Origin of the sequence: Rheinheimera mesophila (assembly GCF_000986865.1) — a bacterium.
GTDB classification, from domain to species: Bacteria; Pseudomonadota; Gammaproteobacteria; order Enterobacterales; family Alteromonadaceae; genus Pararheinheimera; species Pararheinheimera mesophila.
The window spans coordinates 1-20,128 of record NZ_LAVS01000026.1; the positions used below are offsets into that span (position 1 = coordinate 1).

At 47.7% G+C, this 20,128-nt stretch carries 15 protein-coding genes and 2 tRNA genes; 9 read left to right on the forward strand and 8 right to left on the reverse strand.

Translation table 11 applies throughout. From position 1 onward, the window contains the following. Nucleotides 1-402: 402 nt before the first annotated feature. From SD53_RS10195 to SD53_RS10215, 5 genes are all read right to left on the reverse strand, one after another. Nucleotides 403-1,587: a class I SAM-dependent methyltransferase gene (locus tag SD53_RS10195; RefSeq protein WP_106693147.1), complete on the reverse strand. Its 1,185-nt coding sequence runs from the start codon at nt 1,585-1,587 to the stop codon at nt 403-405. Nucleotides 1,588-1,651: 64 nt separating this feature from the next. Next, nucleotides 1,652-3,154 carry a DNA recombination protein RmuC gene (locus SD53_RS10200; RefSeq protein WP_046520141.1) on the reverse strand — a complete coding sequence of 501 codons (1,503 nt, stop codon included), beginning with the start codon at nt 3,152-3,154 and terminating at the stop codon, nt 1,652-1,654. Between the two features lie 22 nt (nt 3,155-3,176). Further along, nucleotides 3,177-3,596, reverse strand: a complete 420-nt coding sequence (locus SD53_RS10205; RefSeq protein WP_046520142.1) for a hypothetical protein — start codon at nt 3,594-3,596, stop codon at nt 3,177-3,179. 189 nt (nt 3,597-3,785) lie between these two features. Further along, entirely contained in the window at nt 3,786-4,712 is a 927-nt protein-coding gene (locus tag SD53_RS10210) for an electron transfer flavoprotein subunit alpha/FixB family protein (RefSeq protein ID WP_046520143.1), read from the reverse strand. Then, the gene (locus SD53_RS10215) at nt 4,712-5,461 is read right to left on the reverse strand and encodes an electron transfer flavoprotein subunit beta/FixA family protein (protein ID WP_046520144.1); all 750 of its coding nucleotides are present in this window, start codon (nt 5,459-5,461) and stop codon (nt 4,712-4,714) included. The genes SD53_RS10210 and SD53_RS10215 overlap by 1 nt, the downstream gene beginning before the upstream one ends. Nucleotides 5,462-5,692: 231 nt before the next feature. On the opposite strand from SD53_RS10215, the gene SD53_RS10220 reads away from it, so the two are divergent. From SD53_RS10220 to SD53_RS10230, 3 genes are all read left to right on the forward strand, one after another. Continuing rightward, entirely contained in the window at nt 5,693-7,321 is a 1,629-nt protein-coding gene (locus SD53_RS10220; protein ID WP_046520145.1) for an electron transfer flavoprotein-ubiquinone oxidoreductase, read from the forward strand. Between the two features lie 370 nt (nt 7,322-7,691). Continuing rightward, nucleotides 7,692-9,788 (forward strand): hypothetical protein, encoded by a 2,097-nt coding sequence (locus SD53_RS10225; protein WP_241481786.1) that lies wholly within the window; start codon nt 7,692-7,694, stop codon nt 9,786-9,788. An 89-nt stretch (nt 9,789-9,877) separates the two neighbouring features. Continuing rightward, nucleotides 9,878-10,705, forward strand: coding sequence for a 5'-nucleotidase, lipoprotein e(P4) family (locus SD53_RS10230; RefSeq protein WP_046520147.1), 828 nt, complete (start codon nt 9,878-9,880; stop codon nt 10,703-10,705). 52 nt (nt 10,706-10,757) lie between these two features. Here SD53_RS10230 and SD53_RS10235 read toward each other — a convergent pair whose 3' ends face one another. Beyond that, nucleotides 10,758-11,720: an aldo/keto reductase gene (locus tag SD53_RS10235; protein WP_046520148.1), complete on the reverse strand. Its 963-nt coding sequence runs from the start codon at nt 11,718-11,720 to the stop codon at nt 10,758-10,760. A 156-nt stretch (nt 11,721-11,876) separates the two neighbouring features. On the opposite strand from SD53_RS10235, the gene SD53_RS10240 reads away from it, so the two are divergent. The 6 genes from SD53_RS10240 (at nt 11,877) to SD53_RS10265 (ending at nt 19,759) form a co-directional block, all read left to right on the forward strand. Next, the gene (locus SD53_RS10240) at nt 11,877-12,653 is read left to right on the forward strand and encodes a pseudouridine synthase (RefSeq protein ID WP_046520149.1); all 777 of its coding nucleotides are present in this window, start codon (nt 11,877-11,879) and stop codon (nt 12,651-12,653) included. Next, nucleotides 12,650-14,443: a sensor histidine kinase gene (locus tag SD53_RS10245; RefSeq protein ID WP_046520150.1), complete on the forward strand. Its 1,794-nt coding sequence runs from the start codon at nt 12,650-12,652 to the stop codon at nt 14,441-14,443. The genes SD53_RS10240 and SD53_RS10245 overlap by 4 nt, the downstream gene beginning before the upstream one ends. Further along, complete coding sequence (locus SD53_RS10250) at nt 14,444-15,826, forward strand: sigma-54-dependent transcriptional regulator (RefSeq protein WP_046520151.1); 1,383 nt, start codon at nt 14,444-14,446, stop codon at nt 15,824-15,826. A 198-nt stretch (nt 15,827-16,024) separates the two neighbouring features. Further along, on the forward strand, nt 16,025-17,347 hold the full coding sequence (locus SD53_RS10255) for a dicarboxylate/amino acid:cation symporter (RefSeq protein ID WP_046520152.1): 1,323 nt from the start codon (nt 16,025-16,027) through the stop codon (nt 17,345-17,347). Beyond that, on the forward strand, nt 17,340-18,296 hold the full coding sequence (locus SD53_RS10260) for a porin (RefSeq protein WP_046520153.1): 957 nt from the start codon (nt 17,340-17,342) through the stop codon (nt 18,294-18,296). Before SD53_RS10255 ends, SD53_RS10260 begins: the two co-directional genes overlap by 8 nt. Before the next feature lie 44 nt (nt 18,297-18,340). Further along, complete coding sequence (locus SD53_RS10265; protein ID WP_046520154.1) at nt 18,341-19,759, forward strand: SLC13 family permease; 1,419 nt, start codon at nt 18,341-18,343, stop codon at nt 19,757-19,759. A gap of 111 nt (nt 19,760-19,870) precedes the next feature. Here the strand turns inward: SD53_RS10265 and SD53_RS10270 are convergent. Together SD53_RS10270 and SD53_RS10275 are read right to left on the reverse strand one after the other, a co-directional pair. Further along, nucleotides 19,871-19,946 (reverse strand) — tRNA-Gly (locus SD53_RS10270). 73 nt (nt 19,947-20,019) lie between these two features. Further along, nucleotides 20,020-20,106: transfer RNA gene (locus tag SD53_RS10275), tRNA-Leu, on the reverse strand. Nucleotides 20,107-20,128: the final 22 nt, after the last annotated feature.

The window sequence follows — 20,128 nt, forward strand, 5'->3', positions numbered from 1 at the left end:
TGAAACTAAAAAAAACGAAATGGTTAATAAGGCTATAACTTTGAACATTTTAGAAATTCCTTTTATGTTTTTATTTTTAAAAATCTGAGTCTGCACCTGAAATCGGGAATTCAATTTAGCAGCGTAAGCCAACGTTAGTAAATGATTTTCGGTGTTAGTAGGTGACTATTTTATCTAGGAAAACTCAAGCATGAAATTGAAGCGGCTGAAGTAGGGCAAATGTTCAGAGTGCCTGCTTTTCACACAAAGCGACGATGCAAAGGAACTTAGAAAACGGACGGGCTACTACGTTAGCAGACCCTGTCCAGCATGGATGCTGGACAGGAGCCTACAAGGATGTATTTACGGCGTGTCTGCGTTGTAGTTGCCCGCTCCGTTTTGAGGCAGAAGCACGAGTCTGAATCACTCCGACTGCAGCAATAACTCTTCCAAGCAATGCTGCTGTATCCCGTAAAACGCTTTGATCTGCTGAACCTGGGCCAAAATCTGTTCGCGGCTTTTAGGCTTTTGGCTTTTTACCGCCAGGATCATTTTATTTTTGCTGGTGTGTTCCAGTGAGATAAATTCAAACACCTGAGTGTCGTAGCCATAAGCTTCCAGCAGCAAGGCGCGTAAGCTGTCGGTGAGCATTTCAGCTTGCTCACCGGCATGAATACCGTGTTTGAGCATAGGTTGTAACAGTGGCGGGCTGATCAGTTGCGGTCGTAGCTGTTTATGGCAACAAGGTGAGCACATAATCATCGAAGCGCCGGTGCGAATGCCCATATGAATAGCGTAATCCGTCGCTATATCGCAGGCATGCAGCGCTATCATCACATCTATGCCTTTGGCCTGAAAATGCTTTACATCGCCCTGCTCAAAGCCAATACCCTGCAAATTTAAATCACAGGCCACGCTATTGCATAAATCCACCAGTTCCTGGCGCAGTTCGACGCCCGTCACTTTGGCATTAAGCCCTAACTGATGTGTCAGATAGTCATGCACCGCAAAAGTCAGATAAGCTTTGCCGGAGCCAAAATCAGCAATATGCACTTGAGGTTTTTGTTTTAAGCCGGTTTGGTTTAACGCCCGGTCGAACACTTCAACAAACTTATTGATTTGCTTCCATTTACGTGACATGGCGGGCACCAGCTTATGGTTAGCATCCGTCACACCAAGCTGCTGCAAAAAAGGCCTGTCCAGCGTTAAAAAGCGCTGCTTTTCTTTATCATGAGTGAAGGCCGCAGAGCTCGCAGCAGCCTGTTTAATAGCTTTAGTGCTGCTTAACACTTTGCCTTTTTTGCTGATACTGAGCTGTGTTTCGCTATCCAGCGCTGTGAAATGAGCGGCTTTAAAATCAGTGCCTAATAAGGTTTGAATAAGCACAAGCCCTTCAGTCACCACGAAGTTTTTAGTGATATCCCGCGTTTTATGCCGGTATAAAAAACTTAAATGCGGGATTTCTTTTAATACCACAGGCCGCACTTCAATCCGCACCAATGTGCTGTCTTCGCCCTGATAACTGCTTAAAACCAGCTTTTGCCAGCTATTGTGTTCAAGTTTTTGCTGAAGAAGTTGCATAAAGGCGCTGAAATCTGAAGTACTCACGGAAATTCTCTGCAATTAAAAAAGGCGGTTAGTATAAACCTGACCACGCATCGCCCCTAGTGCTTTATGGCGCTGACGGAGTTTTTGTCTCTGCCAAAGCGTCTGAATCAAACTCAATCTGCGATTTTTCGACAAAATACTCCGGCAGCTCCGCCTGTATAGCCGGAGTTAACTCTTTAAATTCATTGACCTGTTTCACCAGGTTCGCCCTGCCCTTATACAGTTGGCTTTCCGCGGTTTCGTAGGCTTCCTGCGCCTTGTTCAGGCTTTCTTTCACCCTTAAAAAGGTGGTCAGGAAAGTGCGCAGTTTGTTAAACACCGCATCGGCGCGTTTGGCGAGCTCTGCCGTGTGCTTATGCTGCTCCTCGTAGCGCCATAACTGCCGCACAATATTCAGGCTGGTGAGCAACGTAGTCGGTGTCGCTACCAATACATTCTGATTCAGCGCTTGCTGGAATAAGCTTTCATCGGCTTTTAACGCTTCAACAAAAGCCGATTCAATAGGCACAAACATAAAGACTAAATCCGGAGAATTCAGGCCAGGTAATTTATGATAATTACGGTCGGACAGCTCTTTAATCCGCGCCGCCATGGAAGCCACATGTTCCTGTAGCGCCAGTTTACGCTCCGTATCATCTTCTGAATTGATATACCGGCTGTAGGCGTTTAACGACACTTTGGCGTCAATGATCAAATGTTTGCCCTGCGGCAAAAACACTACTAAATCAGGCCTTAACTTATGGCCATCTTCCTGAGTGACCGAAAACTCGCGCTGGTAATCCTGGCCTGATCGCAAGCCGGAACGCTCCAGTACATTTTCTAAAACTAGTTCACCCCAGTTGCCCTGAGTTTTTTTTTGGCCTTTCAGTGCCACCGCCAGTTGATGCGCTTCTTCGGTGATTTGCTGGTTCAGCAGTTTTAAATGCTGTAGCTCGTGATTGAGGAGCGCCTGCTGCTGACTGTCTTTGAGGTGAATATCTTCGACTTTGCTTTTAAAGGCATCCAGTTGCAAACGGAATGGATTAAGCAGGCTATTTAATGCCTCTTGATTCGAGGCCTGGAAACGGCTCGATTTTTCTTCAAAAATTTGCTGCGCTAGCTGCTGAAATTCAAGGCTGAGTTGCTGCTTGCTTTGTTGTAACAAGGCTTGCTGCTCGGCGAAATGCTGCTGTTTTTCTTTTAAGCTGATTTGCAAGGCGCTGTGTTCACGCTGCAACTGCATATAGTCGTGCTGCTGGCTTTGATACTGCTGTTTTAATTCAGTCCAAAGTTCCGATACCTGCTGATACTGGCTTTGGCTGCGCGCCAGCTCGGCAGCATATTTTTGCTGCTGGTAACTTAAGTCTTTAAAGTCGTCCTGCGCCTGTTGTAGCTGCTGCTGAACCTGCTCAAGCACTAGCTTATCGTGTTGATTTTGTTGGGCTTGCAGTTGGTTAGCGCTTTGCAGTAACAGCAATTCCTGCTGCTTTTTCTGCGCTTCTCTGTACCAATACCATAGGCCGCCAGCACAACACAGCATCCCCACAGCGCAACACACCAATAAAATAAACGAAGCTTGTGGGGTCATGGTCCTCTCGGTATCTGGTTATTTAGCGGCTTGGGTTACCTATAGCGCATTTATGTTCAATACAGGCGCTGACGGGTGGCAGCATCATCTGGCAGGTTGACATTAAGCCAAGCTTTTCATTTTGCTGCTTTTTTAGCTTTTGGTAACGTTCACTGGTGTAGCTTAGCATTTTTTCATCCGTGTGCAGTGTCGAATAAATCAGATACTGATCCGGTCCTCCACAAGGCCGGGCTCCTATACCTATAACTTTGCACTGATTGTCCTGCTCACAGCCTTTATTCTCAGTCAGGCGCTCCAGCCGCATTTGCAATTGGCGGGTGTCCAGTTGCAATTGAGCTAAAGGGCCATCTAACTGGGTGGTCAGGTTGTCTTTGTCTGCAGGTACGGTAGCGCACCCGGTTAATGACAATACAAGCAAACTCAGAGTTAACGTTTTTTTCATTTTTTATCTCCTGAACAGCTTGCCCGCCCAAATGGCGAAAAGCCCTGCAACAGCGCATGATGCGCCTATCTTAGAGATCGAACGCAACGCGGACAAGAGAGTTACAGCAGAAATTTGTAAGCAATTTATTAACTTGAGTAAAGAGAGCGAAAAAACACTCTCTTTACTCCGATCAAATGAAGGTGAACATTAAATCTTCGCTTCGAGCTCAGGCAGGATAGTAAACAAGTCGCCGACCAGACCGTAATCGGCCACCTGGAAAATAGGCGCTTCAGGGTCTTTGTTGATCGCCACTATTACTTTGGAGTCTTTCATCCCCGCCAAATGCTGGATGGCACCAGATATACCCACCGCAATATACAAGTCTGGCGCTACAATTTTACCTGTCTGACCAACCTGCATATCGTTTGGCACAAAACCCGCGTCTACTGCAGCGCGTGAGGCACCAATAGCAGCGTTCAGCTTGTCGGCTATACCATTTAACAGCGCAAAGTTTTCGCCATTTTGCATACCACGGCCGCCTGAGATAATCACGCGTGCTGCAGTCAGTTCCGGGCGCTCAGATTTGGTCAGCTCTTCACCAACAAAACGGGATACACCAGCGTCTTTTGCCAGGCTGATAGTTTCAATCGCTGCACTATTGCCTGTTTCCACCGCATCAAAAGCGGCAGAGCGTACTGTCAGCACTTTGATGGCATCGCTACTTTTTACTGTCGCTATCGCATTACCGGCATAGACTGGGCGGACAAAGGTATCGGCGCTTTCAATGGCAATGACATCAGAAATTTGTGCCACATCTAATAAAGCAGCAACCCGGGGTAAAAAGTTTTTACCATGGGTGGTCGCACTGGCGACAACATGCTGATAATCCTTTGCCAGTTCTGTCACCAGCAAACTGATATTTTCTGCCAACTGATGCTGATACACGGCTGAATCTGCGTGCAATACTTTGCTGACACCCGCCAAAGTCGCCGCTTCAGCCGCTACTGCAGCAGAGTTAAAGCCTGCTACTAGCAGGTGAATATCACCACCAATCTGACTGGCGGCTTTAACGGCTTTATGGGTATCGGCCTTCAGGCTCTGATTGTTGTGTTCGGCTATGACTAAAATGCTCATCAGATCACCTTCGCTTCTTGTTTTAATTTGGCTACCAATTCATCAACTGAACCCACCACTACACCGGCTTTGCGGCTTGCCGGGGCTGTGACTTTCAACGTAGTGACATTGGAGTTTAAGTTCACACCGTAGCTGTCGGCCGCTTTGACATCCAAAGGTTTTTTCTTCGCTTTCATAATGTTAGGCAGTGACGCATAACGAGGTTCGTTTAAACGCAGATCGGTCGATACCACGGCTGGTAAGTTCAATTCCACCTGCTGTAAACCACCGTCAATTTCGCGAGTCACATTGACTTTGCCATCGGCCACAACCACTTTAGAGGCAAAAGTGCCCTGGCCCATACCCGTTAATGCCGCCAGCATCTGACCTGTCTGGTTATTGTCTGAATCTATGGCTTGTTTACCCAAGATCACCAGTTGTGGCTGCTCATCTGCCACCACTTTGCTTAATAACTTCGCCACTTGCAGTGAATCAAGGCTTAATTCAGTGTCAATTTGCAATGCACGGTCTGCACCTAAAGCTAATGCAGTACGCAGTTGTTCCTGCACTGCGGCAGGCCCAATAGACACCACCACCACTTCAGTGGCTACGCCTGCTTCTTTTAAGCGTACTGCTTCTTCGACTGCGATTTCACAAAACGGATTGAGTGCCATTTTTACGTTGGCTAAATCCACACCGCTTTGATCGGCCTTTACCCGTACTTTGACGTTGTAATCTATGACCCGTTTGACCGGTACTAAAATCTTCATAAAAACCCCATTCGGCCGCTATACTCAGCACTAAGTTGACGTTAAGGTAAAGCTGATTCGTTTCACGCCAACAATCTACTGACTGTTGACGTTAACGTCAACCTGAAATACCCTAGCGCACAGCAGAAGTTCTAAATTTTATGTCAAGATAAACATCCATCAGCAGAACAAGGCAAAACGCCAGACAAAAACGATGGATAAGTTGAGGTTGTTGTGGTTGAACGTGAGTCGATGGAATTTGATGTAGTGATAGTAGGTGCGGGCCCTGCAGGTTTATCGACCGCTATCCGCCTGGCTCAGCAAGCTAAAACCGCTGGCACAGAGATCAGCCTCTGCGTGGTGGAAAAAGGCTCAGAAGTGGGAGCCCATATTTTATCCGGTGCCGTATTTGAACCCCGCGCTTTAAACGAGCTATTCCCTGACTGGCAAAAGATGAACGCTCCCGTAACCACATCGGTTACGCATGACCATATTTATCTGTTAAAAAATGAAACCGATGCACAAAAATTGCCTAATTTTCTGGTGCCTAAAACCATGCACAATGAAGGGAACTACATTGTGTCGATCGGCAACTTATGTCGCTGGCTCGCCACACAGGCGGAACAACTGGGAGTCGAGATTTTCCCCGGTTTTACTGCCGCAGACTTGCTGATCGAAGATGATGTGGTCAAAGGTGTAATTACCGGCGAAATGGGCGTAGCCCGGGATGGCAGCCAAAAAGACAGTTACGTGCCCGCCATGGAGCTGCGTGGTAAATACACTGTGTTTGCCGAAGGCTGCCGTGGTCATTTAGGCAAGCAACTGATTGCCCGCTATGAACTGGATAAAGGCCGCTCTCCGCAGCATTATGCGTTAGGTTTTAAAGAAATCTGGGACGTACCGGCAGAGCAGCATCAACAAGGTTTAGTGGTGCACAGCGCAGGCTGGCCATTACAGGACGACACCAGCGGTGGTGGTTACTTATACCATGCCGAAGGTCAGCAAATTGTGGTGGGTTTAATAGTGGATTTGAACTACAGCAACCCACACCTGAGCCCCTTTGAAGAATTTCAACGTTACAAACAGCACCCTGTGATTAAGCAGTATCTGCAAGGCGGTAAACGGGTGTGTTACGGTGCCCGCGCTATTGCCAAAGGCGGTTTGAATAGCCTGCCAAAAATGACCTTTCCCGGCGGCGTATTGGTCGGTTGTGACGCCGGCACGCTGAACTTTGCCAAAATCAAAGGCAATCACACTGCGATGAAATCCGGCATGTTGGCGGCAGAAACTATCTTTGCAGCCTTGCAACAAGACAAAGCTGGTGCTGATCTCACTGAATTTGCAGCGCAGTTTGAACAAAGCTGGTTATTTGATGAGTTATTCAGAAGCCGCAACTTTGGTCCTGCCATGCATAAATTTGGCTCCTTCTGGGGCGGTGCTTTTAATACGCTGGATCAGAATATCTTTGCCGGCAAACTGCCCTTTACTTTAAAAGATGAGACTGTGGATCATCTGACGTTAAGACCAGCAGCCGAAGTGCCAAAAATTCAGTATGCCAAACCAGACAATGTCCTTAGTTTCGACCGTTTGTCTTCGGTGTACTTGTCCAACACCAATCATGAAGAAGATCAGCCCTGCCATTTGAAACTGGCGGATGCTGCTATTCCTGTGTCAGTGAACCTGGCTTTATACGATGAACCTGCACAGCGCTATTGCCCCGCCGGTGTTTACGAAATTGTTGAAGAGAATAACCAGCCGCGACTGCAGATCAATGCGCAAAACTGTATTCATTGCAAAACCTGTGATATCAAAGACCCACGCCAAAACATCACCTGGGTGACGCCTGAGGGCGCCGGTGGTCCAAATTATCCGAATATGTAGTGCTCACTAGGTAATAGTCAGGGGGAGATGGGATCAGAAGCAAAAAACTAAAATCGACAGCTTCTGATCCCATTTATTTGCAGCGAACTGCCATATTTTTCAATTTTATTTTTCTGTTTATCAAAAAGTTCAATTCTCTGCGATGATTTTGCTGTACTGTTCCAGATGCCAATTGTAATAATAGACAGCTAAGTCTATGTTTATGACACGAATAGATTGCAGCTCAGAACAATAAAAATAGCCCGGAAGGTCATCCATGAGTACAAAAGTGATAAAAAGCAGCGCCAGTAAAGACGATGTCAGTGTAACAGTGCGTCCATTCTCCGCCACTGAAACTGAAGCTGACCTGAATTTTGGTTCGGGCCGCTACATGTATTTCACTGAACGCGACCTGAGCCGGATTTTGTCCAATCTGGATGCTTTACGAAATAGTGTATTCCCCGTTACCGCCTCAGAAGAAGAAGACTCCAACAGACGCCAGCAACAATTTCCTTCGGTTTGCTTAATAGGTTTAGGCCGTTGTGGCTCCAACATAGCGTTGGATGTGGCCTCTCTTGTCTACAACGCCCGTAGCTTCTATATGAATGAATTTAATATTGAAGAACGTCAGCAAAAAGAGACTGAATACCGCCCGGTGCGCTGGATTAAAAAAGGTTTAAATCTGGATAGATCACATCAGGTTAAACCTGTGTTCCTGATTGAGCCGCTGGTGATGTTGGGGGATTTGGATAAGGACATTGAAGGCCGTATTCGTTTTTCACACAAAGGCGAAAAGTCCAATTTCCTGCAGGATTACAATAAAATGAAAATCATGGACTTGTCTGAAGTCCATGCCGGTGGTGCAGGTAACGCCCCTATTCTGGGCCAGTATTTAGCCAAAATCATTCTGAATAAAGACACACAAAAGTTCTCCAATCAGGACTGGAAATTTATCCACTCTTATCTGATTGACTCCTGCGGTATCAAAGCCAACCAGTCGCGTTTGTATTTCTATATTTTCAGTGCCGGGGGTGGTACTGGTTCTGGTATGGCATCCGAATTTGGCCTGGCGCAGCAATATGCCTATATGGCGAAAACCTTTGATACCAGACCGGAAACGGAAAACGAAGCTAACGCGGGCCACTCTTTTGTGTTCGAGCCTATTTTCACCAGTGGTATCTGTATTCTGCCGAATATTACCGACCACGGCGTAGAAATGTCAGAAGCGCTGCATATCAACTCAGGCCGCTTGTTGTGTAAATACCTGGCGGAAGAATGGGATTTCTCCTACAACCTGGAAAATGAAGACAGCGCCGAATCCAGCGTGATGCACCGTATCCGGCCGTGGAATGCGATGATGCTGATTTCTAACGATATTATGCGTTATGCTGAAGAAACCGATGATGGTGAAATTCAGCACATCGACGTGAATGCGATGGAAAAATATGCCAACCAGTATATTTCGCAGCAAATTTTCAACATTTTAACAGCACAAGCGGTCACCACAGACTACGACGAGAATTACTTCCGTCGTGCCGGTATCGACATTGGTGAAACCATACGTTTAGACGCCAACGACTTGTTTATGAGTCTAGCCGGCCCCGTGGCTGTGGCTTATGCCGAATCGGTGATCCCTAATGCGCCTGCTGCTGTGGATAAACTGAAACTGTTCGACAAAAACAGCAACAGCGGTTTGAATATAGATGATCTGTTTTTCCGCTCTATTGACCTGCCCCACTTTAATAAAGTGACCCAGGCCATTGAGGGCATCAGTTTATTACCTATCGAGTCTGGTCGTTACCGTGAAGCTTTAGCCTCCTATGTGAAAAATGGCTACGATCCAAAGGATTTAAAAGACCTGCACTTCTTTAAAAACTGCTCGTCTGTGGTGTCTATCATCTCGTTACCGAAAGACTACAAACTGTCGTACATGGATTTAAATCGCCTGAAGAGCCATTTAAATACCCTGTTCCCGAACACTACCTTAAAACGTTATGCATTGGTGATTGGCGCCTCAGCCAATATCTCGCTGACCACATTGATTGTAAAAAGTCCGTGTTTAAGTGACGATTTCCTGACCTTGATCGTGTCGTTTATCAAACGTTGTTTCGCCAAAGATGACTACCGCTTTAACGATTCACTGGACAAAGCCATGCTGGACTTTATCCGTGATGAGCACTTTGACGAAGAACGTTTAGACAGCATGCTGCACGAGTTTGAAAATCCAGCGAAAATTCTCGATACCAATTGGTATGCGATCAAACCTATGTACGAGAAAAAATACCGTGAACTGATCCGCAACAGAGACAAGTTTGTCTCTATTAATGACATCCGTTTATCCCGTGACAGTGTGAAAAAATCTATTCATTACCTGCGCGAGATTTATCGTCATAAGATCAGTAAAACCAAGGTGATTTCTCTGAATAATTTGTCGGACAAATCGTCTGACAAAGCAGCCAAAGCCGATCCGGCTGCGGACAGAGCCTGAATCTGAAGGCCTCCGCAGCGCGGAGGCTTTTTTCTATAAAGAAGTACCGCTGTTCTTTTAATCTGCTAACTGTTCCTTTGGAGTCTCTGATGAAATTCTCTGTATCTTCGCTGCTCAGCGGCCTGCTGTTGTGTACTTTTGCTTCGCAAGCCGCACCTCATGACAATATGAACGCCACCTTGTGGTATCAAACCTCAGCCGAATTTAAAGCCAGTGCTATTCAGACTTATCAAACGGCCGCTTTACAGTTGCCGCATGCTATTGCAGATAAAAACTGGACAGCCTTACCAAACCAGACCCACAACTACCAGCAGTTACCTCTGGCCATTATTGTCGATATTGACGAGACTATTCTGGACAACTCACCCACCGCAGCACAAAGCGTGCTGTTAAACGCCGGTTATGATCCAAAACGCTGGGATCAATGGGTGGCGCTGGCAGCCGCCAAAGCTGTGCCAGGTGCTGTGGCTTTTGTCAATAAAGCCGAAGCGGCCGGGGTGAAAGTGCTGTATATCAGCAATAGGGAGTGTGAAAAACGTGCCGGTTCCAATGAGAGCTGCCCACAAAAAACTGACACGCTGCGTAATTTAAAAGCTGTGGGTATAACAAAGATAGACGCTTCTCAAATCTGGTTAAAGTCAGAACAACAAGACTGGAGCAGTGAAAAAGAAAGCCGCCGTCTGCTGGCCGCCAAAGATTTCCGTATTTTAATGTCGATTGGCGATGACTTCGGGGATTTCCTGCCGGACGTAAAGAAAAATATCACGCCTGAACAGCGCTCAGCCTTAGTCGACAAGTTCCAGGACTACTGGGGCGCCAAATGGTTTGTGTTAGCCAACCCAACTTATGGTTCCTGGCAGACCATTTTAAAGCAGCCCAACCGTCAGTATTTGCAGTCCGTGCCTGCAACTAAGTAATTAATTTTAACAATAAAAAAGGGCCGGCAGGCCCTTTTTTATTCCACCGGCATTAAGGTAACGCCTTGCCTCTGGCTGCCACATATAGCGCATACCAGTGTTCACGGCTTAAGTTCACTGTTAAAGCCTGCTGGCAAGCGGCAATACGTGAGGGTGACGTTGTGCCTATCACAGGCTGGATCCCGGCCGGATGTTTCAATAAAAACGCCAGAACTATAGCTTCAGCGCTGGTTTGATAGTCCGCGGCTAACTGAGCCACCAATGCCGCTGTCGCTTGTTGTGCGGCAGTTTCAGGTGTACGGCCTCCGCTAAACAGACCTTGGGCCAGGCTACCCCAGGCCTGCAGTTGCACCTTATGCAACTGACAGTACTCGACTGTACCGTAACTGTAATGATGAGCTGCGCCTTCTGGCATAGCGGTCAGCACATTTTGCTCCAGCCAGTTCACATCGTTCAGACTCATTTGCAACTGATTAGCCACCAGCGGCTCAGGCAAAGCGGATTGCAATAACTGCAGTTGCGGCCAGCCAAAATTCGACACACCAAAGGCCTTCACTTTACCCTGCTGTTTCAGCTCAGCAAAAGCTTCGGCCACTTCGTCTACCCACATCAGTTGATCCGGTCTGTGCAGCAATAAAATATCTATGTAGTCAGTTTGCAGTCGTTGTAACGACTGATGCACTGAATTCAGAATATAATCTTTACTGAAATCATAGCGGCCAACGGCTGTTGCATCAGCAAAGCGGATGGCACATTTAGTTTGCAGTAGTAATTGTTCACGTAAACCTGGCTGCGCTTTCAGATAGTCGCCAAACACAGCTTCAGCTTTGCCGCGGGTATAAATATCGGCATGATCAAAAAAGCGGATACCAGCCTCCAGCGCGGCCTCTATCGCGGTGTAAGATAAATCCCGCTGCTCTTTACTGGTGGTGGCATGATCCCAACTGCCACCCAGTCCCATACAACCATAAACTAAGGCATCGGCTTTGGGAAAATAGTGCTGAATAGGTAACATCAGTGGTCCCTTTTAAAAAGTGAGCAGCAAGTTTACCTGATCTGCCCGCCTTGCCAAGACCCGGCTATTTTTCTGCGGTAAAATAAATACCAGCCTTGCCCCTGATGCATTGTGCACCTAAACTATCGTCCTTTTTCAACTGCCGGGTGTTGCGCTTTGGAACAAACAACATTGTTTCGTTTAAATAAATTTATCAGTGATACAGGTTTTTGTTCACGCCGTGAAGCCGACAAGCTGATTGAACAAGGTCTGGTAAGCGTCAATGGCCAGCCCGGTACGCTCGGCACCAAAGTGACAGAGCAGGACCAGGTACTGGTCAATGGCAAGCCTTTAAGAGCCAAACCCCGCCGCGTCTATCTGGCGTACCATAAAGCTGTGGGTATCACCTGCACCACAGAGCTGGATGTCAAAGGCAATATTATCGACGCTATCGGCTATCCGGAGCGGATTTTCCCGATAGGACGGCTGGATAAAGAATCGGAAGGTTTAATTTTTCTGACCAACGACGGTGATATCGTCAATAAAATTCTGCGCGCTGGTAATGAGCACGAAAAAGAATATGTAGTCACTGTCGACAAGCCCATTACAGAGCAGTTTCTACGCAAAATGGCGTCAGGAGTTCCGATCCTGGACACCATCACTTTGCCTTGTCAGGTTAAACAAATCTCCCGTCAAACCTTTAACATCGTGCTGACCCAGGGCCTGAACCGCCAAATTCGTCGTATGACCGAGTTTTTAGGCTTTAATGTCACCAAACTCAAACGGATTCGTATTATGAATGTGCGGCTGGCTGAGCTAAAAGCCGGTCAATACCGTGAACTGACCCAAGCTGAAATGGCACAGCTGGAAAGCAAATTATTAAGTTCAAGCAAAACCGAAGAAGCCTCAGTGCTGGCAGCAAAAACCAGTGCAAGGGTAAGACACAACAGATGAGCAAACCGCGGCGTTGGTTGCTGTTGCTCTGTGGTTATTTGCTGGCTGTGATTCTGGCCGCATCCGCCGCTCAGCATTGGAACTATCGGCAACTGACAGTCAAAGCCCAGCATCAGAGCGACAACCTCGCTGCTTTTATTCGTTACGAAATAGGCCGATACGCTGATCTGCCTAAACAAATTGCCAGTTCTGAGTTGTTACAGTCGCTGCTGAGCCAACTTCCCGACAGCACAGAGCAACTTAATCAATACTTGTTTCAACTGCAGCGCAGCGCAGATGTTGCCGATCTTTATCTGGTCAACCCGGCCGGTATTGTGATCGCTACTTCTAATGTAAACGAAAGAGTTCATTATCTGGGCCGGGATTTTGGCTTCAGGCCTTATGTACAGCAAGCTTTAGCAGGTCAGGATGCTCAGTATTATGCCTTGGGCCATACCAGTGAGCGGCGCGGTTATTACTACAGCGTGCCAGTGCGTATAGAGGGCAAAATCCTCGCCGTGATGGTGGCTAAAGTGGATCTGGAACCGATAGAACAACATCAGCAGCAAATAGCGGGGTTAGCCGACAGCCATTTTATGGTCACAGGGCAAAGTGATGAGGTATTTTTATCTGACGTGCCGCAGTGGCGTTTAACCAGCCTGACCGGCCAAGCTTTAACCTCAGCCGAGCAACAACGATATATCACTCAGGCGATAAAACCTCTGCAGTATGCGGTGGGATCCGCTTTGCTGGCGCCGTCCTATCCACTCTGGCATTTACCTCTTGGCGATAAAACCTTAAGTTTTTTGCCCTACCAACGTACTTTAGCTGAGTTCGGCTGGACTTTGACTGTACTGGCCTCCCCTGCGGCGCATCGGGCCGCCTTATGGTCAGCCTTGTTGTTAGTGACTTTACTCTACAGCTCTGCCGTACTGGCAGTCTGGGTGCGTCGTGAGCGAAAAAAACGTCATCAACAGTTACTGCAGCACAATCAGCAGCTCGAGCAACGAGTGATAGCACGCACCAAAGATTTAGCCGAAACCAACCGGCAGTTGATACGCCAGATTGAACGGCGCGAACAAACTGAAACCGAGCTGGCGCAAACCGAGCAGCATTTGGTGCAGGCGGCAAAATTAGCCACCATAGGGGCTTTGTCTGCCTCATTAAATCATGAATTGAATCAGCCGCTGACCGCTTTGCAAAGTTATGCGCAAACGACAGAAAAGCTACTGGACAAAGGCTATCTGGATGATGCTAAAACCAATATTCAGGCCATGCGCCAGCTTATGCAGCGCTTAAGCGTGATCGTGGCGCAGTTTAAAGATTTTAGTCGCAAAAGTTCGGGCAAAAGTCAGTTGGTGCAGGTGAATAAACTCATTCTGGATGCGTTGGGTATAGTCCGGCACCAGTGCCAACAGCAAGGCGTCAAGCTGAGGTTGCAGTTGCCTGAGCAATCCCCTGTGGTGCTGGCGGACGGCATTCAGTTGGAGCAAGTGCTGGTGAATATCCTGACCAATGGTGTGCAGGCCATGACAGGACAAGCCGATGCTGCGTTTCATATTGCCGTCAAAACACAGGCGCAGCAGGTCAGCATTCATATCCGGGATCAGGGCCCCGGTATTGAACCTCATCATTTAGAGCGCATTTTTGAAGCCTTTTTTACCACCAAACAACGGGATGGCCTGGGCTTAGGCCTTTCCATTTCGCAGCGTATAGTGCAATCTTTTGGTGGTCAGCTCGAAGTACGAAATTCGCCACAAGGCGGAGCTGAATTTATTATTGTGCTTTTGACTGCGACCACAGGATGTTAAATGACCACGCCAGAACAGCAGTTTCCCTCTATCCTTTTTATTGATGACGAAGCAGATATTCGCAGTGCAGTCAGCCAGCTATTTAAGCTGGAAGACTTGCCTTGTGTCAGTACCGCTAACCCGGCAGAGGTGTTCAGTCGTATTAGCCCAACATTCGCAGGCATCGTGATCACCGATATGCATATGCCAGCGTTAAACGGCCTGGAGTTACTGCAAAAAATTCATGCCGTTGATGCTGAAATTCCGGTGGTTATGCTAACGGGCTATGGTGCAGTCTCACTGGCGGTGAAGGCTATGCAACAAGGTGCTTATGATTTTCTGGAAAAGCCGTTTGATAATGATCATCTGGTGGAAGTCAGTCGCCGCGCTTTAGAAAAACGTCATCTGGTTCTGGAAAACCGCCAGTTAAAAGCAGCAGTCGAACGGGAACAGCAACCCGGCTTGCGGATCTTAGGGCAAAGTCCGGCTATGCAGCAGCTTAGACGTACTTTGGATGCGGTGCTCAATGCGCCTGCTGATGTATTGATTTACGGTGAAACCGGCACGGGCAAAGAGCTGGTCGCGCGTTACCTGCATGAACAAAGCCACAGACGTCAGCATAATTTTGTCGCCATTAACTGTGGTGCCATCCCGGAGCAGTTGATTGAAAGTGAACTCTTCGGCGCCGAAGCCGGAGCTTTTACCGGCGCGGACAAAAAACGCATTGGTAAGTTTGAGTTTGCCAACGGCGGCACTTTGCTACTGGATGAAATCGAAAGTACACCTTTGTCTTTGCAGGTGAAACTGCTGCGGGTGCTGGAGGAGCGCAAAGTCACCCGCTTAGGCTCCAATCAGGCAATTGAGCTGGATATCAGGGTGATAGCGGCCAGTAAAGCAGACTTAAAGCAGTTAGCGGCCACAGGAGAATTTCGTAGCGACCTGTATTATCGCTTGTCTTTGGTTGATGTTCATCTTCCGCCGCTACGTCAACGCAAAGACGATGTATTTTTGTTGTTTGCCCATTTTGCCCGTATTGCTGCTGCGCGTTTTCATAAAGAATATATTCCGCTCCAAAGTACAGAGTTACAGCAACTGGCGCAGCACCCGTGGCCTGGTAATGTGCGGGAGTTACGCAATATGGCTGAGCGTTATGTATTAATGGGTGCGGATATCGCTTTTAATCAACAGCCACAGAAAGCGGAGCATGGCATCAGCGGCAGCATGAGTTTGCAACAACGGGTGGAGTACTACGAAAAAATGCTGCTCGAAGAAGCCCTGAACCAGCATAAAGGGGCGATAAAAGCCGTGATGGCTGAACTGGATTTGCCGCGTAAAACCTTATACGACAAGATGGCCAAATATCAACTGACCCGCCGCGATTTTCTGGATAAAAACGAAGACTAATCAGGCTTTTGTGTGGATTTGGTGACAGACGTTATAGCGCGCTGTGTGGAAATCCACACAAGCTTTCATCCACTGCCGCAAAAAAACAATATAACCTTATGTATTTAAACGATATTATATAAGTTCAAAAGCTGGCTTCCTCTTTGCTATTGACTGTCTGACAGGGAGATTTTCTCCATACTCAGAGAGACAATAACAATGAAAAATAAAGCCATAAAGCTGTTATCCAGCCTGTATATCCAAGTGTTACTCGCCATCAGTATTGGTATCTTTTTAGGCCATTTTTATCCGGAGCTTGGCACCGCCATGCAGCCTCTGGGTACCGCCTTTATCAAGCTGATTAAAATGATTATCGCGCCCATTATCTTTTGTACCGTGGTGGTGGGTATAGCGGGTATGGAAGATATGAAAAAAGTGGGGAAAACCGGCGGCTACGCCCTGCTCTACTTTGAAATCGTCTCGACCATCGCTTTAGTGATCGGCTTAGTGGTGATTAATGTCGTCAAACCTGGCGTCGGTATGCATATAGATCCCGCCAGTCTCGACCAGCAATCCATCAGCAAATACACAGCGCCTGATCAAATGCACAGCACCACGGATTTTTTACTGAACGTGATCCCCAGCAGCGTATTTGATGCGTTCGCCCGCGGCGATATGTTGCAAGTGCTGTTTTTCTCTATCTTATTTGGTTTTGCCCTGCAGCGTTTAGGTGGGCGGCAAAATCTGATTTTTGGTTATGTCGAAAAAAGCTCTGAAGTGTTATTTGCCATAGTGCATATGTTGATGAAAGTGGCTCCTATCGGTGCTTTTGGCGCCATGGCCTTTACCATAGGTAAATACGGCATTGCGACTTTATGGTCGTTGGCTGGCTTGATGGCGACCTTCTACATCACCTGCCTGTTGTTTATTTTTATCGTGCTGGGCGCTATTTGCCGCTACCACGGTTTTTCCATCAGCAAATTCATCCGTTACATCAAAGAAGAATTACTGATTGTGTTGGGTACGTCGTCCTCTGAATCTGTGCTGCCACGCATGATGGCGAAACTGGAGAAGTTGGGTGCGACCAAGTCTACAGTAGGTTTGGTGATCCCAACAGGTTATTCCTTTAACCTCGACGGTACGGCGATTTATCTGACGATGGCCGCTGTATTTATCGCTCAGGCGACAGATACACCGATGGATTTAACTCAGCAACTGACCCTCTTGGCAGTGTTACTGGTCACCTCCAAAGGGGCCGCTGGTGTCACAGGCAGCGGTTTTATTGTATTAGCTGCCACTTTAGCTTCGGTAGGCTCGGTGCCTGTGGCTGGCATAGCCTTGATCTTAGGCATAGACAGATTTATGTCTGAAGCCCGGGCTTTAACCAATCTGATAGGGAACGGAGTTGCAACTTTGGTGGTATCAAAATGGTGTGGTGAACTGGATATGGCGCAACTGGACAGAGAACTGGCCCAGGGAGCGACTACTGCAGAAACCACTACGGCAGCCAACTCCGCGACTGCGGAGGTCCAGCATGGCTAAGTCGTATTTAACTGCAGCTCTGTGTACTACTATTGCTTTGAGCCCTGCTGCCGATGCTTTTGAATGGGATTGGTATGGCAAAGTTGAATTGCAGGCGCTGGACGTCGACAAGGGGTTATATCGTTATGCTGACCAGGGCCGTCAGATTGAAGCGCCATTTTCCCGCTTAGGTGTAAAAGCTAAACATCAAATCATGGATGGATTGGATGTTATTGCAGTGTATGAATGGCAAGTCAATGGCTTGGATGACGCCAATAAAGATCAGAGGCTAGGTTCCCGTAACACTTATATTGGGGTTGCTGGCACATATGGCGAGCTTGTGTTTGGCAAAAATGACACGAAGTTCAAAAAATCAGAAGGCAAAATCGACTTGTTTAACGAGACAGTGGCTGATATCGCTCAAATTACACCAGGTCAGGACAGGCTTGAAAATGTGATTGGCTACCAGTCTCCGCTGATTGAGGGTTTTAACTTATCTGCCACCTACCAGACAGGGGCCAGTGACGAAACCGCCGGAGGTTATGATTGGGTGCTAGGCTATGGCGACCCTGCGTTAAAAAAATACCCGCTGTATCTGGCCTACGGCCGTGCGGACGAGCTGAATAACATCAGCGCCGAACGCTTGTTAGCGCAACTGCCGTTGTGGCAACTGGATGGCGCTTTGCTTGCTGCAGGCTTGATGTATCAACACAGCGAACATCTGGTGCGCCATACACAAGGCGATGCCTGGCTGGCGCAATTGAGTTATCAGCGTGGCGACTGGACTTACAAATGGCAATGGCAAAAAGATGACAGCCAGACCCGCCACGCCGAAAAAGCCCGTCTGAACAATCTGGGGATAGATTATCAATGGCAAAACTATTTGACGGCTTACTTGCTTCTGTCCACACTCAAGTTTGAAACCGAACAAGACCACGCGGCCGCTTTGGGCCTTAAGTTCTTATTCTGAACAGACCGGAGCTAAGCTCCGATTGCTTTTGCTAAGGTATCATTATGTCTAGTGTCACCAGCCGTTTGCTTTTACTCTGCGGCCCTTTATTACTTTTAGTCACCGCTCTGTTGCCTCCTCCATCCGCACAAATGACTCAGGCCGCCTGGATGGTCACAGGCTTAATGGCCTGGATGGTGCTTTGGTGGATCAGCGAAGTTGTGCCTATTCCTGTCACTTCCTTGCTGCCGATGATTTTTATTCCACTGCTTGGGATCGACAAGCTGGACGCAGCCACCTCGCCTTATGCACATCCACTGATATTTTTATTTTTCGGCGGTTTTTTCCTGTCTATTGCAATGGAGAAAACCAATTTACATCAGCGTATTGCATTAAAGGCCTTGTCTCTGGTCGGGACAGCTCCGGGATTACAAATCGCGGCCCTGATGGGCGTGACCGCGTTTTTGTCGATGTGGATGTCTAATACAGCCACGGCCGTGATGATGTTGCCTATCGGTTTGTCGATTATCGCTATGGCCAATGCGTCAACCCAAGACCAGTTTGGCAAAGCCGTGTTATTAGGAATTGCCTACAGTGCCAGTATTGGCGGTATCGCTACCCTGATAGGAACACCACCGAATGCATTATTAGCCGCTTATTTGTCAAAAAGTTATGGTATTCAAATCAGCTTTGCCGATTGGATGGTTCTGGGTGTGCCTTTGGCACTGACTATGCTGATTATTTGTTGGCTCTGGCTGACAAAAATACATTTTCGGATGCCGAAAACAGAAGCCAGTCTGAATGATACGCCAGCCCAGTTAAAAGCTTTGGGCCTGATGTCGCGTTCACAAAAACTGGTGCTGCTGGTATTTGCGCTGGCCGCTTTCAGTTGGATCAGTCAGCAATGGTTGGTGAAATGGACTGGATTACCCATCAGCGATACAGTGATCGCACTGTGCGCCGCAGCTTTACTATTTTTATTGCCCGGAGAAAAAGGCTCTGACACAGCCTTGTTGGAATGGAAAGACAGTCAGAACCTGCCCTGGGGCGTGTTATTGCTATTTGGTGGTGGTTTGACTATGGCCGATCAGATCCAAAAAACCGGTGTATCTGAACTTTTAGCGCAACAACTGCAGTTATTGCAGGGGGTGCCCGCTATTCTGCTGCTACTCGCCGTCACCAGTCTGATTATTTTCCTGACCGAAGTGACCAGCAATACCGCCACCGCAGCAGCTTTTCTGCCGCTTTTAGGCCCTGTCGCCGTTTCTATGGAATTGTCACCGCTGTATTTAGTGGTCCCTGCCGCCTTAGCCGCTAGCTTTGCCTTTATGCTGCCAGTGGCAACACCGCCCAACGCTATAGTGTTTGCATCAGGTAAGTTACAAATCAAAGATATGGTCAGAGCAGGTTTAGTATTAAATCTACTTGGTATAGCGGCGATTAGCCTATTCAGTTTATGGTTAGGGCCACAACTGGCGGGTTAACTGTCAGAGGTTCAAGTAAGCGGCTCAGGCCGCTTTTTGACCCGCTTAGATCTAATAAAGTGCTGTAAGAGAAAAAGCAAAAAGCAGCTTGATAGCTGCTTTTCTTGAATTTGGAGCGGGCAACGAGGCTCGAACTCGTGACCTCGACCTTGGCAAGGTCGCGCTCTACCAACTGAGCTATGCCCGCTTAGGCATTTTGCAGATAACAATCTGCTTTGGTATTTTATGTGTTAGCTCATCTCTTGCTATTAGCTGTGAGATGGTGCCCGGGGCCGGACTTGAACCGGCACGCCCTTTCGAGCGAGGGATTTTAAATCCCTTGTGTCTACCGATTTCACCACCCGGGCAAACACTTTACTATTTTGCATT

What these genes read in the sequence shown, in the direction of transcription:
- SD53_RS10260 (WP_046520153.1), top strand. Translation starts at nt 17,340, where the DNA reads ATGGCTAAGTCGTATTTAACTGCAGCTCTGTGTACTACTATTGCTTTG.
- SD53_RS10205 (WP_046520142.1), bottom strand. Translation starts at nt 3,596, where the DNA reads ATGAAAAAAACGTTAACTCTGAGTTTGCTTGTATTGTCATTAACCGGG.
- SD53_RS10200 (WP_046520141.1), bottom strand. Translation starts at nt 3,154, where the DNA reads ATGACCCCACAAGCTTCGTTTATTTTATTGGTGTGTTGCGCTGTGGGG.
- SD53_RS10225 (WP_241481786.1), top strand. Translation starts at nt 7,692, where the DNA reads ATGTATTTCACTGAACGCGACCTGAGCCGGATTTTGTCCAATCTGGAT.
- SD53_RS10245 (WP_046520150.1), top strand. Translation starts at nt 12,650, where the DNA reads ATGAGCAAACCGCGGCGTTGGTTGCTGTTGCTCTGTGGTTATTTGCTG.
- SD53_RS10215 (WP_046520144.1), bottom strand. Translation starts at nt 5,461, where the DNA reads ATGAAGATTTTAGTACCGGTCAAACGGGTCATAGATTACAACGTCAAA.
- SD53_RS10210 (WP_046520143.1), bottom strand. Translation starts at nt 4,712, where the DNA reads ATGAGCATTTTAGTCATAGCCGAACACAACAATCAGAGCCTGAAGGCC.
- SD53_RS10255 (WP_046520152.1), top strand. Translation starts at nt 16,025, where the DNA reads ATGAAAAATAAAGCCATAAAGCTGTTATCCAGCCTGTATATCCAAGTG.
- SD53_RS10235 (WP_046520148.1), bottom strand. Translation starts at nt 11,720, where the DNA reads ATGTTACCTATTCAGCACTATTTTCCCAAAGCCGATGCCTTAGTTTAT.
- SD53_RS10250 (WP_046520151.1), top strand. Translation starts at nt 14,444, where the DNA reads ATGACCACGCCAGAACAGCAGTTTCCCTCTATCCTTTTTATTGATGAC.
- SD53_RS10230 (WP_046520147.1), top strand. Translation starts at nt 9,878, where the DNA reads ATGAAATTCTCTGTATCTTCGCTGCTCAGCGGCCTGCTGTTGTGTACT.
- SD53_RS10265 (WP_046520154.1), top strand. Translation starts at nt 18,341, where the DNA reads ATGTCTAGTGTCACCAGCCGTTTGCTTTTACTCTGCGGCCCTTTATTA.
- SD53_RS10220 (WP_046520145.1), top strand. Translation starts at nt 5,693, where the DNA reads ATGGAATTTGATGTAGTGATAGTAGGTGCGGGCCCTGCAGGTTTATCG.